This is a genomic window from Streptomyces sp. LX-29 (genome assembly GCF_029541745.1).
In the GTDB taxonomy this organism is placed as follows: Bacteria; Actinomycetota; Actinomycetes; order Streptomycetales; family Streptomycetaceae; genus Streptomyces.
Genome location: NZ_CP089746.1, coordinates 8211849 through 8228343 on the forward strand (window position 1 = coordinate 8211849; position 16495 = coordinate 8228343).

The following is a 16495-nucleotide window of genomic DNA, read 5'->3' on the forward strand; positions in this document are numbered from 1 at the left end:
AAATCTAGGGGGTATGGCTGACATTCGGGCCGGGCGACCTGGGCCGATGAGGAGCCGGCGGAACAAGCCCGTTGCCCGCCGCCTGGTCCGGTTCCCTGATGGGGCTCGTGAGTTCTTCCATCTCCTCGCCGCCCGCCGCCGACGCGGGCCCGCCGCCCGTGATGCGCCTTGCTTCCGACCGGCACTTCGAGGCAAGCGTCAACCTGTCCACCGCCGCGATGGCGTGCCGCCTGCCGCGCACCCTCGCCCAGGCCGCCCGGCTCGGCTGGCGCACCGACCGCCGCGCCGTCCTGGCCCTGCTTCTCTGCCAGATCGGCGCCGCCGCCCTCACCGCGACCGCGCTCGCGGCCACCACCCGCGTCCTGGCCGCCGTGTTCACCGGCCCCGACATCGCCGCCAGCCTGCGCGACAACCTGACTGCCCTGGTGGTGCTCGCCCTCGCCGCCTGCGGCCGCTACCTGCTGGATGCCGCAGCCCGCGCCGCAGCTGCCCGGCTCGCGCCGAAGGCCGTACGCGAGGCCGACCTTGAGGTCATCACCGCCGCCACCGCCGCCGAGCTCGTCGCGTACGAGGACCCGGACTTCGAAGACGCCCACGCCGCCGCCTCCGACGGCGCGGAGAAGACCGGCGACCTCATCCTCGACGCCCAACTGCTGACCTCGGCCGCTGCACAGCTGGCCGCCGCCGCGACCGTCGTGACCGTGCTGCACCCGGTGATGCTGCCCCTGCTCGTCGCCTCCGTCATTCCCTGCGCCTGGGGCGCGGTACGCGGGGCCCGGATCGAGCACGCCGCCCACCACCGGGGCCTCGCCGACTCCCGGCTGCGCAACGTCTTCCGCTCCTACACCACCGAACGCAACACCGCAGATGAGGTCCGCGCGGGCACCATGGCCGGCTTCCTCATCCGCCAGTACCGCATCGTCTCCGCCCGCCTGGAGGCCGAACAGCTCAAGGCCATCCGGCAGGCGTTGGTGGTGCAGGGGATCGGCGATGCGCTCACGGCCGTGGGCACCGCCGCGACCTGGGCCGTGCTCGCGGCTCTGGTGGCCAGCGGCCGGATGGAGCTGGCCGCGGCGGGCACCGCCGCCCTGGCGGTGCGGACCTCCGGGGCAGCGCTGGCGACAACGGTGCGGGCCGGGGCCCGGCTGTTCCGCACCTCGCTGTCCCTGGACGACTGGGCCCGCTTCCTCGCCGTGGCCAAGCCGTGGACGGCCCGTCGCGGCCACGCCGCCGTCGCTGCGGACGGGCCGCACCTGATCACCGCGCGGGATGTGTCCTTCACCTACCCCGGCGCCGACACCGCTGCTCTCGACGGCGTCAGCCTGGAGCTTAAGCGGGGCGAGGTGATCGCCCTGGTCGGCGAGAACGGCGCCGGCAAGAGCACCCTCGCCCGGGTACTGACCGGCCTGTTCCTCCCCACCACGGGCTCCGTGCGGTGGGATGGTGTGGAGCTGGCCGACGCCGACCCGGCCAGCGTGCTGTCCAAGGTGGCGCTGGTCCCGCAGGACTACACCCGCTGGCCGCTGGCCGCCCGCGAGAACATCACCCTCGGCCAGCCCCGCCAGGAAGGCGACACGGCCGTGCACACCGCCGCCAAGGCAGCCGGCGCCGACACCGTCATCGCCAACCTGCCGCACGGGTTGGACACCTCCCTGGCCCGCTCCTGGTGGGGTGGCCACGACCTGTCCGGCGGACAGTGGCAGCGCATCGCGGTCGCCCGCGCCTTCCACCGCGACACCCCCGTGCTGGTGATGGACGAGCCCACCGCCGCACTGGATGCCCGCGCCGAACACCGCATCTACACCCGCCTCAAAGCCCTCGCCGCGGGCAAGGCCGCCGTTTTCGTGACCCACAACCTGGAGAACGCCCGCATCGCGGACCGCATCATCGTCCTCGACAAGGGGCGCGTCCGGGAGGCGGGAACCTTCGAGGCTCTGCTCGACGCCAGCGGCTTGTTCGCCGAGCTGTACAAACTCGCTCAAGACCGATGAGAACTACTGGTCAGTCCCGCTGGGGTGTTCGCACCTCGCCCCCGGCTGGGGCGAGGTGCGGGCCCGCGGTGGATGTCGCCGTCCCAGCGCAGCGTGCGCCGGTGTCGGGCCGGAGCGCTGCGGGTCAGTGCCCAGGTACGCCAGAGCCGCACTGACGGCCGCTCCACCGGCGCCTGCTGCGCACGAGGTCTTCGACGGTTGTCTTCAGGTGGGGATGGTGTGGCCGATGTGGTCTTTCCACAGGGTGCGGGCGTGGCCGAGGTGGAGCAGGGCGATGTACCACCACAGGTCTGCCTCGGCGGCGTCGTGGAGGTTGCTGCCGGCGGTGGCGGTGCGGCGGGCGGCGCCTTGGGCTTCCTGCAGCGCCCAGCTGACACGCCACCACTCGGGAGCTGTGCCGTCCGGGGAGGCGATGCGGCCGCGGGTGGCCTGGCTTGCTGCTTCCCACAGGGCTTGGAGGGTGTAGCGCAGGGACCGCTCGTCGGGTGCGGTGGAGTCGGTGTGGGGGAGGGTGGGGTCGATGACGACGCGGCCCCAGGTGTTGATGTGCTGGGTGATGATCGCGAGGGTGACCTGACGCGGCGGGACCGGTGCGCACTGAGCGGTCGTCTCCGGCGCGGCGGGCGCGTGGGGCGAGGGGTCGAGCAGGCCGGCCTGGGCGAGCAGCCGGGCGGTGGGCATGCAGGTGTCCTGGCGGTGGTGGAAGGGGCAGTGTTCGGGCTCCATCGGATGCCTTCTCCTCGTGGGCGAGCGGGCCATGCTAGCCCGCCGCCGGGCGTGGCCTCACCGCTGCTGGCCGAGGGCGGTGATCGCGGTCTCGAGGGCCTTTTGTGTGCTGCGGGGCGAGGCTTTTGGTCCCGGGCAACGCCGTCAGCCCCGGTGCGGACAGCCGGGGGACGAGTCAGACGACGGCCCCTTCCCGGCGTCCTCGCCACCACATCGACAGTTATTCGAACAGGTTAAATAATAGGGATAAATTGGGGGGCAAAATCTGCTAGTGTCCTGGGGTGGAGGTGACGCACGTGCCGACCGAGGAAGAGCTGTTCGCGTCCGTTGACGCGCTGCTGGAGGAGGAGCCGCAGCTGCCGCCCCCGGCCGAGCGGGCAAGGCTGCGCGAGGCCGCCGGGATTACCCAGGCCAGGCTCGCGACAGCGATGAAGACGACGCTGCAGACGGTGAAGAACTGGGAGAACGGCCGCTCCGAGCCGCGCCAGCCGCGCCTGTCGGCGTACCAGCGGCTGCTGACCGGCTGGGCGGCGAAGTATCCCGCGCCCGGCGCCCCTGCTGTATCTGCCCCGGCCGTCGCGCCAAAGCCGGAGGTTCCGGAGACGTTCACCGGCCCGGCCGCGCCCGAGGCGCCCGAGGCGAAGGTCGCCGCGTCGGTGGAGGCGCCCGCAGTCCAGGCCGCCCCGGAGCGTCTCGCCCGTCCGGCCGCGACATCGCGCCGTCCGGTGGCGAAGAAGGCGGCCAAGCTTGCGACGGACCCGCGCTTTCCGCACGGGCCGCTCGCCGTGCTGGATGGCGACGGCTCCGCGTACGGCGTCGACGGGATCGTCCTCGACTGCCCGGCGACCACCGTGCCGGAGCTGGTGGAGTGGACGCTCAAGGAGTCCGGCCTTGGTGCCGCCAAGCTGAACCGCTACGGCAAGGACGCCGACCCGCTGATCGTGCTCACCGCCGCGGCCGCCGTGAAGCTCGGACTGCCGGAGCGCCTGGAGGGCCACGAGCAGCGCCGCTCCCTGCGCCTGCCGGAGGACCACCCGGTCGTCAAGCAGGTCGGACGCGCGAAGTGGCAGCTCACGCAGCGCGGGTTCGGCCCGTGGGCGCGGATCTACCGCAAGGCGCAGGGCCGCGACCGGCAGTGCGTGCAGCTGGCGATCCTGTCGTGGGACGCCCTCGATGAGCGGTCCTGGCCCGGCGTGGCGGAGATGGAGCCGGCCGACGTCGCCCGCGTCCTCGGGGCGTACGCCCAGCGGGTCATCACCCCGCGCGGCTCCACCGCCGTCTCCGGGCTGGAGCTGATGACGGCGCTGCGCCCGCCCACCAAGGCCGTGCAGGACTCGGAGACCGGCAACTGGGTCAGTGGCCACAACCCCGGCTCGTTGGGCACGGAGCCGATGGACCCGGCGCCGCCGGAGGCCACCCCGGAGCACCCCGTCGTCGTGAACAGCGGCTGGAGGGGCGGCTTCCTGAACGAAGAGGCGTACCAGTGGGTGCGGTCGGTGGACACGCTCACCGATGAGGAGTGCACGCTGCCCTTCGCGGTCGGCCTGGACCTGAACACGGCGTTCCTCGCCGCCGCGGCCCGCCTGGTCGTCGGCCTGTCCGGCCCGGACCACTTCCACGCCCCGACGTTCAACCAGAAGATCCCCGGCTCCTGGCTGGTCGACCTGTCCCACATCGAGCTGGACCCGCGCCTTCCGTCGCCGTTCACCCCGGACGGCACGCGCCCGACCGGCCCGGCTTGGTACCAGACGCACACCGTCGCCTACGCCCAGGAGCTGGGGTTCAACGTGGCTCCCATCGAGGCGTACCTGCGCCGGGAGACCGGCGCGTACCTGGACCCGTGGCACGACCGTCTCAAGGACGCGTACGTCGACACCCTCGCCGACCTCGGCGTCACCAAGGACCTCTCCGACGCGGAGTTCTTGGCGGCGATGGAGCGGCACAAGCAGGTCGACCCGGCCCTGGCCGCCGTCCTGTCCGCCATCAAGGCCACGGTCAAGGGCGGAGTCGGCAAGCTCCGCGAGCGCCCGCAGGGCAAGCATTACAAGGAGGGCGAGCGGTGGCCGGCCCTGGAACGCCCGACCTGGCGCCCGGACATCCGGGCCGCGGTCATCAGCAAGGCCCGGGTCAACATGCACCGCAAGCTGCGCAACATGGCGGCGATGACGGGCTTGTTCCCGCTCGCCGTGCTGTCCGACTGCGTCGTCTACCCGAGCCCCGGCGACAGCCCGCTCGACTTCCTCCCCTACGCAGCCTCGGGTAAGCCGCAGCCCGGCGGGTTCCGGCTCGGGCCCACACCGGGCCTGGCGAAGCTGGAGGGCGTCCAGGCGATGCTGTGGGCGGTCGACCTGATGGAGAAGGGCCTCAACCCGGCCCGCCACATCAAGGGCGGCGACGCCGTCTTCGACGAAGGCGAGTAAGGCGGCCGCGACCACCGACACCGGCATGACGCAGCCCCAGCCCCGGGCCAGCGCGGACGCCGAACCGCACCGAAGGAGTCGTACCTGATGAACACCCCCGACGCCCCGACCCCGCAGTGGCCCGTTCCCACCGCCCCGCCCACCCATGACCCGGCGCTGTTCGCGCGGGCGATGCGGGACATGCGCCTGACCTGGCGCGCCCGCGGCGTCCTGGCCGAACTCGCCACCGGCTACACCCCCGGGCAGGAGCCTACGGTCAGCGAACTGGTCTCCCTCACCCGCGACGAGCGCCTGGCCGCTGAGGGCCGCGACGCCTTCCGTAAAGCGGTCGGCGAGCTGCGCAGCCTCGGCTACCTCTCACCCGACGCCACCACGGCCTCCGGTGTGGGCGAGCGCCTGGTCGTGGACCTCGCCCCAGCTGCAGGCGCCCGCCTGATTCCCCAGCGTTACGGCCACAGCCTGCTCACGGACGGGAGCTGACCAGTGGGGGAGATTGAGGACGCTATCGAGCGGGCCGACCAGGAGGCGTTCACCCGGCAGCCGCCCAAGGGCCTGAAGGCCCGTATCAACTTCCTGGTGCGGCAGATGAAGACCACCAAGGCCGTCGCCGCCGAGCTCGGGGTCAGCCAGCGCTCGGTGGAGCGTTACCGCACAGGTGAGCGCAAACACCCGCCCAAGCCCATTGCCGACCGCATCGACGCCGCCGTACGCGCCCTCTGGCAGCCGAAGGTCCGAGGGCGCCACCGGAAACAGGCCGCCACCGCTACCGGCATCACCATCGAGACCCGGGCCCGGTTCGGCTACACCGCGCCGATCGGCACCACCGACGACGGCCGGATGCGCCGCCTGACCGTCCACCTCCCCCCGGACTACGCCCGCCGTCTGCTCGACGCCCAGCAACAGGGCGCCACCGACCAGCAGATGCGTGACATCGTCGCCGAAGGACTGCAGGAGGTGTACTTCAAGGACGGCGGACGCCGTGCCGCGGGCCTCGAAGTCGCCTTCACCGACATCGACTATTTCGACGTCTCCTACTGATCGGGCCGGGCTCGAGCGGCCGCCCGCCGCCGCTGTGAGTCGAAGCGTGGTGGTTGCCCCCAAGGCAGTGCTTGTTGTCGCTGGAACCCCACCGCAGCGGCGTATCTGGAGATCCCGCCGTTCGACGGGCTGGCCAGAGGCGTGAAGACGCGGGCAGTCGGTGACAAGCGGGGTGCCGGTGGCGGGCAGTGCGCTAATCCGGTGACAGCCATCGTGCCTCGGCTCAGCCGGGGTTTCGGCTACGTCGGATGACTTTGGTGGTTCCGGCGGGGCTGGTGTAGATGCTGGTCAGGTCGCCGTATTCGCCGCGCCTGGTGGCCTCGTCGGTCTTGTAGGCGAGGGAGTCGTTGATCCCCAGGGCCCGCAGGGCGACCAGGACGCGGCGGACGTCGTCCTCATCATGGTGGTTGACGGTGTAGATGATCACGGGGCGTCGGGTGGGGTCTCCGTCGAAGCTGTTGCCGAGGGTTGCGACCTTGGCGCCGGGGCCGAGCTGTCCGGCTTCCACAGCTGTTTTGATGGTGCGCCAGCCGGCGTCGAGGGCTCGGATGGGCAGGAACCACAGCCACTTTCCATAGGCGGTGGGGTGGGCGTCCGCATCGGGGTCCGGGGTATCAGGAGCGGTGGCCCACAGCCAAGGGGAGTCGGTGACGGTCGAGGGGACGCCGAGGGCCGGCGTGCGGGTGTAGGCCGCGCGGGTGTCGTTCATAGGCACGAACGAACGTTATGTGGTGTAAGTCACGTTCCGGTTTATATGTGGCTGCGTGGCTGTGAAGGAACGTGCCGACGCCCGCGTGCGGCGTGACCAGGCCCTGACCGCGTGCTGCATGGCGGCCGCGGCGGAGGGTGATGCGCTGCTGTCGTCTGCTCGCCGGGCAGCGTTGCTGATGGACTGCCTTGCGGTACTGCGGGCGGCCCATCCACCCGAGCGCGCGGCACAGATCGGGATGGGGGAGTTCCGCAGGGGCCTGCACGGCCCGCTGGGATCACTCCTTCCACTCGCATCCGAGACTGCGGACCGGTTCGATGCGCTCCACCTGTTCGACGCACACGGTCTGGTCCGCGACGCCGTCCAGGATCTGTGCCGCGAACACCTTGTGCCGCAGGTGGCGCTTGAGCGGCACTGGTCGTGGGCACGGGTGCGGGCGGAGCAGGAGGAGCGGCGCCTGTACGAGATCCTGCGGCGGCTGTCCCCCGAGGAGTACCGGCGCGCACGGGCCCTGCTCGGGCAGCACCCGGCGGGCCCGGTACGCGAGCTCCGCAGGGCGTGGGACCGGCTGTGGATGCGGTTCGACTTCTTCGAAGCAGTCTCCGACTGGCCGTGGTGCCAGCTGGACGGCTGGTGGTACCCCTGCCCGCAGTGCCACTGGCCGATGCGCGTGGCACAGCATGCGACGACGGTCGAGGTGCGGTGCGAGGCCCACGCACCCCGCGGCGTGCACTACCGCCGCACCCTCAATCCTGCTGGTGCGGGACCATCAGAGCTGGTCGGCACGGGGAAGAAGGCAACACCCGTGCAAGGGCTGCCGGCCAGCACGGAACACCTGGCGCTGGCCCGCCCGGTGTGGCGCTACGGGGTCCTGCCGACACTGATGGAACTGCACCTGCGCAACGAGGTCGCCGACCTTCCGCACGTCACTGTGGAGATGTGGCCCGGCCAGCTGCGGCCGGACGAGTACGACCTGCACATCACGGTGGCGGTGCCCGGACGGCGCACACAGCACTTTCGGGTGGACGCCAAGGCATGGGAGTCGGTGGTCGCCCTCGGTGACGCGCTGATGGAACGCCAGCCGCCGCCGTACCCGCTGACGATCGTGCTCCCTGACCACCAAGACCGCGAGCGGCACTACCTCGCCACGCGGCTCCGCGGCCGCCGCATCACGGTGACCACCCTCACACGGCTGGTCAAGCGCATCAAGACGGCATCCGGAGCGCCGCAGTGAGGCCCGAGGAGTGGGAGCTGAGGCGGCTGACGGTCGCGGTGCCCCTGGCGATCGCCGAGATGTACTTCGGCTTCCGCAACCCCCGAGGCGAGCTGGTCGTCCCGCTGGACCAGGCCTACATCTGGGCCGCCGCGCGCGTGGATCTGTGGGACCAGTGGCTCCGCCTGCCGCGCCGGGTGCGGGAACTGGCCGGCCGGTACTGGCATGTGCGAGAAGACGACCTGGCCAGCCGGGACACGTTCTATGCCATGGCCCGCGCCTACGCTGCTAGCCCGGACGGCCTGTACCGCCTGCCGGAGGATGTACCGCCCCGGGAGGCCCGGTACCTGGTCGTGGCGCACGCACAAAATCCCCTGAAGCTTGCAAAGCAGCTGGTGAGCGAGGCCGAGGAACTCTTCCACCAGGCCCGTAGCCCGCTGCCCGTGGCCGGCCCTGGGCAGTGGTGCTTCGGCGGACGCGAACCCTCGGTGGTGACAATCCCCGACAGCGAGAAAGACGCCCAGGTGCCTCCGCTGCGGCTGCGTACCGCCGCCTATCGGACCACCACGACGGTCTCCCGCAAGAAGGTGCTGCGCCTGGCGCGCCGGCAGGCGGCCGCCGACCCCGACCGTCACGGGTGGAAACCCGGCCTGCTGGCCGGGTTCTTCGACAAGCTCCTCGACGCCAATGACCGCCCTGTCACCCGCCTCGAGCTGCCCCCCGGAGCCATCAGAGTCCTCAACGCACCGACCGGCGTCGGCAAGAGCGTCCTGATGAACGCGATCGCCCCCCTGCTCACCCAGCAGAGGCAGGGCCCCATCGCAGTGGTCGTCGGCCAGATCCACGACAGTCTCCGCGGCGCGGAACGCATCCAGGCGGACAACGACCTCGTCCGCCAGGTAGCCACCCAGCTCACCGCCGCCACCGGGGACCAAAGCCTGCGCATCGTGCCCCTGGTTTCCCCCTACCGCAGAGCCGAGCAGGCCGAGCGGGCCCTCACCCAGGACCGCCAGGACCGCTTCGACCTGCTGGCCTACGGCTGTGACCTGTCCGCCTGGCTGAGCGACGGCCCGCCGGTGCAGCGCGGCAAGGAGCCCTGCCTGTCCCTTCAACCCATCGGCGACCCGGAAGGCGGCGAGGAGCGGTCGGGCCCTCACAGTTGCCCCCGTCTGGGCACCTGCGGCAAGTACTCGCTAATCCGCGCCGCCGCCCAGGCGGACATCATCGTCACCAACCACCACAACCTGCTGCAGGGGGGCGTGCCGGTGCCGGTGGAAACCGACCAGGGCACGGTCCGCCGCATGAGCGTGCTCGAGTTCGTCATGCACCGCTGCCGTGTGCTGCTCGTGGACGAGGTCGACCACCTGCAAAGCAGCTGGTGTGACCTTGGCTCGGCAGAGTTCTCCCTGGCCAGCCGCGGCATGGGCGCCTCCTCCCTGCTGCTGGAGGTCGACCTGCAGCGCGAAGGACTCGGAGCCGGCACCGACCGGCGCGTGGTCAACGCCCTGCTCAAGGCGCGCGGCCTGGGCGAGCAGTTCCTCAACTACGTCCTGGACAACGAGCTCTGGCTCGATGGGGACGCCCAGGAAGAAGACCGCCCAGGATCCGGCTGGCACGTCCCCGGCGCCTGGGACCGCATCCTGCTCAAAGAGCTGCTCCAACTCGACGAGAACCAGCCGATCGACCCCGCCACCCACGCTGCCTTCCGCGCCATCTTCCCCGGCGCCGGCGAAAAGGACGCCCCCCAGCCGCACCTCGCCCCGCTCACACAGATCCTCACCAACGCGGTTAGCCGGGACACCAGCGAGGATGAACTGCCCGTGCTGAAGGTGGAGCTCGACCGTGAACTGAAGAAACTGAAAATCCCCGAGCACCGGCGGGCCAAGGTGACCAACGCGCTGCTGGTGCGGTCCTGGCTGGGCTGTCTCCACCAGGCCCTGACCTACCTTAAATCCGTCGTCGCCGGGCTGGGCCCGCAGATGACCGCAGGCCGCGAACTGGCCCGGGCCCTGGGCACCTTCACCCAAAGCGGCGCCCTGCCCTTCGGACCACTGGGCTTCCAGCTCTTCGGATTCAAAATCGACAAAAACCATCAGGGCGGCGGCCGGCTGACCGTGCAGTCGCTCGGCGGCGACCCACACACCGGCACCGTCCAGCTCGGCGGCACCATCGCGCTGGCTGCCGCCGGACTGGAACGCAGCGTCCTGGCCCTGTCAGCCACCGCGTTCTTCCCCCGCGCGGCCCGGGAACACCTGCACACCGAGCCCGCCTACGTGATGACGGACGCGACCCCCGGGGCGGTCACCGCCCTGCCCGGCAACGTGTCCGACTCCGACACCGAATGGAACCCCATCGTCATCGGAGGCCTGGAAGAAGCCCGCAAACCCGACCGCATCCGCGAACTCGGCGCCCGACTGTGGCAGGACCGTCTCTCCGAGCACCTGCGCGAACTGGAGAACAGCGACCCCGACCGGGCCAGGTCCATGGTGGTCTCCAACTCCTACCGCCAAGCAGGACTGTTCGGCATCGGCATCGCCTCCGTGATCGCCGAGCCCTCCTGGATCGCCGTCGTCATCCCCAAGACCGGACCACCCCCCGGCCTGACCCTGCCCCCAGGGGTCGTCACCCTCACCATCGACCAACTCGAAGACCTGCCCTACACCCACCCCCACGTCAAAGTTGTCTGCGCGCCGCTCCCGCTGGTCGCCCGCGCCCTCAACATCCTCATCCCCGGCACCGACCGCTCCGCCCTGGCTTCGATCTGGGTGGGCCTGCGCCCCGTCGCCGACCTCCACTCACCCGAGGCGATGTACGCCAGCATCAACGCCGCAGCCATCCACGCCGGCTGCCCCGGCCCCGACCCCGCCCGCATGCTCGCCCTCCAAAACCGAGCCGCACGCAGGCACCTGCACACTCTGCAGCGCAGCGACCCCCGCTTCAGCCGCCTCCCACGCTTCCTCAAAACCGAGATCCTCGCCGGGATCCTCGTCGACCTCATCCAGCTGGCCGGACGCGCCCGCCGCGGCGGCACCCCCGTACAGCTCTACCTCGTCGACAACTCCTTCTTCGACACCCGCCTCGGCTCCGACTTCCCCGGCCTGGTCCGCTCCTACTACGAGGGCCTCACCGAACACGAGCAGAACGCGCTGCGCCGGATCTACGGCTCCACCCTCACCGCCTGGCTCGACCTCGCGCACTCCACCGACACCTCCCACCTCACCCACGTCCCCCTGCCGCGCCCCACCACCCCCGACTGCGAAAGCGTCTGATGAGCACACGCGAAACCCAGCTGGCTCTGCTCGCCTGCCACACCGACGAACACCTCCTCGGCGCCGTCTGCCTCTATCCCCTCCCCGACAAGATCGAATGCGTCTGGAAACAACTGCGCGAGGAGTACCGCGGCAAGACCGGCTCCAAAGGCAACCTGCCCTACGCGGGGCTGCTCACCGTCCTGCGCGCCATCGGCTACACCTGCGCCACCCTGTACCCCACCTCCAAAACCGACCCCCCGAAGTACCTGGCCACCACCCGCCCCATCGCCCGCGACGACCTGCACGCCGCGATCACCCTGTGGGAACAGGCCCTCCTGCACACCCCCGCCGACCACTTCTCCTTCGGCTACCACAGCGAACTCGCCGACCTCATCGCCGGCACCGCCCCCGAAGAAGCCTCCCTGTGGGAGCACATCACCCGCACCTGCGACTGCATCGACGCCCCCGGCTGGGTGTGGGCGGCCGCGGGCTGGGCCATCGCCCAACGCTTTGCCAGCGAACCCTGGACGATCGACGGCAAGACCATCACCTTCCGCGCCGACCTGAACAACTCCCTCCAGGTCTGGGACAACGACCTGCTCTGGACCAACACCTGGGGCGCCGCCTACGGCAACAGCGACGACACCGACGCCCCCGGCGAGGACGACGACCCCGCATGGAAGACCCAAGCGCGCTACGCTACCCTGCGCCTTGAAGTGGCCGTGAAGTCCCACCCCGGCCTCCTGCACCCCGTCGCCGTCGTCCACCCCCGCGTCTCACGGCTCAGCTACACCCTCAAAAGCGCCCGCACCGCCTGGTTCGCACCCCGCGACAACACCGGGCCCCTCCTCAACCTGGCCATGGGCGGCAAAGGCAAACACACCCACCTCGACCACACCACCCGCCTCGCCCTGGACGCCTGGACCCGGCTGCACGGCGAACACGTCTTCCCCCGCAACCAGGACGAGACCGACTTCCTCGCCCCCAGCACCCTCGACCTGAGCGGCCCACCCGGCAAACTCCGCGCGCTCGTCCCCTTCTCCACCAACTTCCCCATCGGCAAGGGCGCGGGCATGTACACCCGCAGAGAACTCGCCCGCCACACCAGCGAAGTACTCGCCCAGCCCCTGCTGCGCACCCACGAGATCGCCGGCCGCCACTTCGGCTACGGACGCACCACCATCGACGGCCGCGACGCCGTCCTCCTGGACGACCCGCACATCGACCGGATCATCGCCGCCTCTGGATGCGAACGCCTGCGCATCCTCGCCCTCTACCGCCACCAGGACATGCGCACCCGCATGCAGCGCCTGCTCGCCTACCACTTCAACCGCCCCGACCTCGCCAAAGCTGGCATGCCCGACGACCGCATCGTCCCCGTCACCGAGCACGTCGAAGTACTGCTGCAGGCCGCCGACGACCTGTTGGCCCACGGCGACCACCACGACAAGCGCGCCGCCCTCACTCGCCAGCTCAACGGCCTGGGTGCCCCCGACGGCACCCGCATCCTGGCCCTGTGCGAGACCGAGTACGACGCCAAGGCATGGGCCCGCCAGCGCCGCGCCTCCAAAATGCCCGACTCCACCCTCACCGACCCCTACACCCTGGACGCCAAGCCCCACGCCAGCCGTGAACTCGCCCGCCTGGGCGTCCTCGCCCAGTTCCTCACCCCCTACAAGCCCACACGCCGCAACCCCAAGAAGAAGCCCCGTGAGATCACCACCGACCTCGAACGTCTGGGCGGGGAACTCGAAGGCGACCACCGCGGCCACATGGCCATCGCCGACCTGAACCGCGCGGCCGGCCTGGTCCACCCCCGGCTGACCAAGGCGCTCACCTTCGGCCCGAACGGCCTCAAGAACTCCCTCGTCCACGTCGGCCTCCACCTGCGCCAGCAACTGGGCGAACGCCGCGGCCCCTTGACCGAGGAACCCAAACTAATGTGGACCCTCGTCGCCCTCGTCCCCCGCGCCGGACAGTGGCAGACCCTAGCCTTCCTCCCCGACGAACACCGCACTGGCGCCGCCTGGCTCGACTACGCCACCGCCAACACCATCCACCGCGCACGCCCGCTGCCCCAGGGACGACGCCGTGACGCCCTCCTGCCCCGCCTGGTCGACCGCGCCCTGTACGACCTGGGCGCTCACGCGGGCACGGCGAGCGGCTACGCCGTCTACGTCTCAGGAGCCGAAGCACGCAGCATCTGGCCCCTGTTGGCCAACCGGCACCTCGGCAAGACGCCCGACGCCGACGGACTCGTCGACAAGCGACCAGCGCTGCCCGGCTTCACCCTCCCCGCCAATCAGCGGCCCCAAGCCGTCGTCCGCGTCACCTCCGCCAGAGACGACGTCGCCTCGCCCGCCCTCATCGAACGCCTCGTGCACGCCGACGGCGAAGAGACCGAAACCACAGAAGGCAAACTCGCCACCGGTCTGTTCCAGATGGAGAACACAGACAAGACGTTCATCCTGTGCAACCTGCCCCACCAGTACACAGGAGGATCCCGCTACGCCCGCGCCGGAGAGTTCTACACCCGATGGGGCAGCACCGACCCGGCGGAACAAGCAGAGACCTGGTACAGCCATACGGCCACGGAAATCACCGTGCTCCACCACCCAGAGGGACAACCCCCGCTCACGTACGGCCTGGCGGCGGCACGCCTGTGCGACCACGCCCTCCACTGGAACCACCGCACCCAGTACCCAGCCCCCATCCACCTCGGCATCCAGATGGACAAGAACCACCCCGAGTACAGACGCACCATCGACTTCTTCGACACGGAAACCTGACACAACGATTCGGCAGCCTGCCAAGACCCTTTGCCGGCTCAACGAAGCGGCTCAGAGCGGTTCAGACCCGTACGGTGGCGAACCGCTCACGATCACCGCGGCTATGCAGTCCAGTCCAGCCCGAGCTCCGCGAGCGTCTTCTTCTTGTCCGCACTCAGTTTGGTGCGCCGGGTCTTGGTGTTCGTCAGCCACACGCCGAGCTTGACCTCAGTGCCATCGGGGAGGGTTTCTACGTGGGCCCTAGGGACGGTCAGGGTGCCGGTGCGGTCCTTGTACTGCCGCAGGGCTTCCACGCCCCGCTCGAAGGCGCCAGCAGCGCCGCCACGGCTCTTTTCCGGGGCGGCGCCCTTGGGCGCGGGCAGCGCCGTGATGGCGAGCTGCTCCAGGCGCTCGCGCTGCCCGTCCATCAGCGCAGCCCACACCGTGTGTTCGCGCTGCTTGGCGAGCCATTTGCCGATGTCCATGCCGTGCACCGTCACCCCGGGCAGCAGTTCGGTGAGGGCGGTGTCCTCCTCGGCGAGGAGCTCGCGTACGGCGGCGTAGTGCCGCTGCCAGGTGACGGGCCAGGCCGGGTTCCAGTCCGGGTCGATCCCGGCGAGGGCTTCGGCGCGCTCGGGGTGGCCGGCCAGCGCACCCGGCCGCCTCACATTCGACAGCCATTGCCCGATCGGCCGGTCCAGCGCGGTCGCCGTGCGGGGCGCGCAGAGTGTCCAGTGCTGCTCGTAGTAGACGCGGGCGGCGGCCAGGTTCTCCTGGAAGGCCGCGTCGGTGGCGTCCCACACCATCCCGAGGGCCTCGAGCCGCTCGGCGCGCTTGCCGGTCATCTGCCCGGCCGCGTAGGCGCGGCGCTGTTCGGCGATCCACTGCCCGAGCGGGTAGGCGCCCTCCCGGTGGTCGTACGGCACCCGCAGATGCTGCTCCCGCTCGCGATACCGGCGCGCGGCGGCGTACCCGCGCGCCCAGTCCTGCCGCTCGGTGTCGATGACATTGAACGACACCCACTCGGCGACCATCACCGGGTCCCGCGGCGCCGCAAAACGCAACAGAAGACGGGTTTCTTCCTCGCCTTCCTCGGGTGCCTCACCGATATTCCACGACGGGTCCACGACCTTCTTTCGCGGCTCTTGCGGAATGGCGAGCAATTCCACGGCCTCTTCATCATGCGCACGCAGCCCCTGAAGGACTTTCACCAAAGGACGATAGCTTCCCGAAGTGAACATGTCCTCGGGCTGCTCGCCCGGCTGCAGAAATACGGGCACGATCAACGAGGCCAGCTTCCCCTCACCCGGCTTCTGCCGAAGCGCCCGCCCGATCGCCTGGACGATGTCGTGCGGCGCCCCCTTGGGATCCAGCAGCGCCACCGAGTCCACCGCCCGGATGTCGACACCTTCCCCCAGGACGCGGCAGTTGGACAGCACCGCCCGCAGCGCCGTGGTGCCGAAGCCGGCCAGGACCTCCCGCCGGCGCTCCGGCACGTGCTCCCCGCACAGCCAGTCGGCCCAGATCCACCCCGGATACTTCTCCGGCTGGTCCGCGTGCAGCTTCGCCGCCACCCGCCCAAGCCCCTCCGCATACGCCTGCGCCTCTATCGTCCGGTGGTGGAAGGTGATGCAGGTGTTCAGGTTGTGGTCGGCCATGGTCCGCAGCAGCGCCGCCTGAAGGGCGCCGAGCCGCTGTCCGCGCACCTCCTCGCTGCGCCGCTCCTCGCTCATCAGCCGCTCTGGGGTGACGACTGGGTCCTGGAGCTCGACGACGATGATCTGGTACCGCGCCAGCAGACCGCGCGCCACCGCCGACGCCAAAGTGAGCTTGTACAGGACCGGGCCGAAGATGGACTCATCGTCCATCGAGGCCGCCAGCTCCTCCGGCAGCGGATCCCGAACCCCCTCGGCCACCTCCCAGTTGGGCCGCTCCTGCCAGATCCGCGGCGTCGCCGTCAGGTACAGCCGCCGCGCCGCCGGAATGACCGCCTGGACATGGATGTCCGCCCACGCCTTCCCCAGCGACCCCGACGTCCGGTGCGCCTCGTCCACCACCGCCAGGTCCACCGGCGCCAGCCGCTGCCCGTAGACGCCCTCGAACGCCTCGGCGAGCACCGGCAGCGACGCGTAGGTGGCGTAGATGGTCACCGGCCCGGTTCCGTGCCACATCGCCAGCCGCACTGGGTTGGTGGTGCACCGGACCTTCAGGCTCCACAGCTCCGGGTCCTCCTGAAGCGAACAAACCGCAACCGCCGGCCCCCTGTGCCCGACCCGGTACCACTCCTTCACCGTCTGCGTCAGCAGCTCCAGCGTCGGCACCAGCACCAGAACCCGCCCCCGCGGCAGCATCTCCCGAGCAGCGAAAGCAGCGATGACC

At 70.5% G+C, this 16495-nt stretch carries 10 protein-coding genes; 7 read left to right on the forward strand and 3 right to left on the reverse strand.

Features of this window, described 5'->3' with window-relative positions:
• Positions 1-107 precede the first annotated feature (107 nt).
• Positions 108-1991 carry an ATP-binding cassette domain-containing protein gene (locus tag LRS74_RS33520; protein WP_277744537.1) on the forward strand — a complete coding sequence of 628 codons (1884 nt, stop codon included), beginning with the start codon at positions 108-110 and terminating at the stop codon, positions 1989-1991.
• Between the two features lie 204 nt (positions 1992-2195).
• Here LRS74_RS33520 and LRS74_RS33525 read toward each other — a convergent pair whose 3' ends face one another.
• Positions 2196-2717 (reverse strand): hypothetical protein, encoded by a 522-nt coding sequence (locus tag LRS74_RS33525; RefSeq protein ID WP_277744538.1) that lies wholly within the window; start codon positions 2715-2717, stop codon positions 2196-2198.
• A gap of 296 nt (positions 2718-3013) precedes the next feature.
• On the opposite strand from LRS74_RS33525, the gene LRS74_RS33530 reads away from it, so the two are divergent.
• The 3 genes from LRS74_RS33530 to LRS74_RS33540 all read left to right on the forward strand — a co-directional run bounded on the left by LRS74_RS33530 (position 3014) and on the right by LRS74_RS33540 (position 6175).
• The gene (locus LRS74_RS33530) at positions 3014-5137 is read left to right on the forward strand and encodes a helix-turn-helix domain-containing protein (protein ID WP_277744539.1); all 2124 of its coding nucleotides are present in this window, start codon (positions 3014-3016) and stop codon (positions 5135-5137) included.
• Positions 5138-5224: 87 nt separating this feature from the next.
• Positions 5225-5617, forward strand: coding sequence for a hypothetical protein (locus LRS74_RS33535; RefSeq protein WP_277744540.1), 393 nt, complete (start codon positions 5225-5227; stop codon positions 5615-5617).
• A gap of 3 nt (positions 5618-5620) precedes the next feature.
• Complete coding sequence (locus LRS74_RS33540; RefSeq protein WP_277744541.1) at positions 5621-6175, forward strand: XRE family transcriptional regulator; 555 nt, start codon at positions 5621-5623, stop codon at positions 6173-6175.
• A gap of 223 nt (positions 6176-6398) precedes the next feature.
• On the opposite strand, the gene LRS74_RS33545 is transcribed toward LRS74_RS33540, so the two are convergent.
• Positions 6399-6884 carry a putative phosphothreonine lyase domain-containg protein gene (locus tag LRS74_RS33545; protein WP_277745044.1) on the reverse strand — a complete coding sequence of 162 codons (486 nt, stop codon included), beginning with the start codon at positions 6882-6884 and terminating at the stop codon, positions 6399-6401.
• A gap of 55 nt (positions 6885-6939) precedes the next feature.
• Between LRS74_RS33545 and LRS74_RS33550 the strand changes: the two genes are divergently transcribed.
• Genes LRS74_RS33550 through LRS74_RS33560 form a run of 3 tightly spaced genes read left to right on the forward strand, consistent with a single transcriptional unit; the run spans position 6940 to position 14137 of the window.
• Complete coding sequence (locus LRS74_RS33550) at positions 6940-8118, forward strand: hypothetical protein (RefSeq protein WP_277744542.1); 1179 nt, start codon at positions 6940-6942, stop codon at positions 8116-8118.
• On the forward strand, positions 8115-11366 hold the full coding sequence (locus LRS74_RS33555) for a hypothetical protein (RefSeq protein ID WP_277744543.1): 3252 nt from the start codon (positions 8115-8117) through the stop codon (positions 11364-11366). Before LRS74_RS33550 ends, LRS74_RS33555 begins: the two co-directional genes overlap by 4 nt.
• Complete coding sequence (locus LRS74_RS33560; protein WP_277744544.1) at positions 11366-14137, forward strand: RNaseH domain-containing protein; 2772 nt, start codon at positions 11366-11368, stop codon at positions 14135-14137. Before LRS74_RS33555 ends, LRS74_RS33560 begins: the two co-directional genes overlap by 1 nt.
• Before the next feature lie 101 nt (positions 14138-14238).
• Here the strand turns inward: LRS74_RS33560 and LRS74_RS33565 are convergent.
• Positions 14239-16495 (reverse strand): DEAD/DEAH box helicase (locus tag LRS74_RS33565; protein WP_277744545.1); only part of this gene is annotated, 2257 nt, incomplete at its 5' end.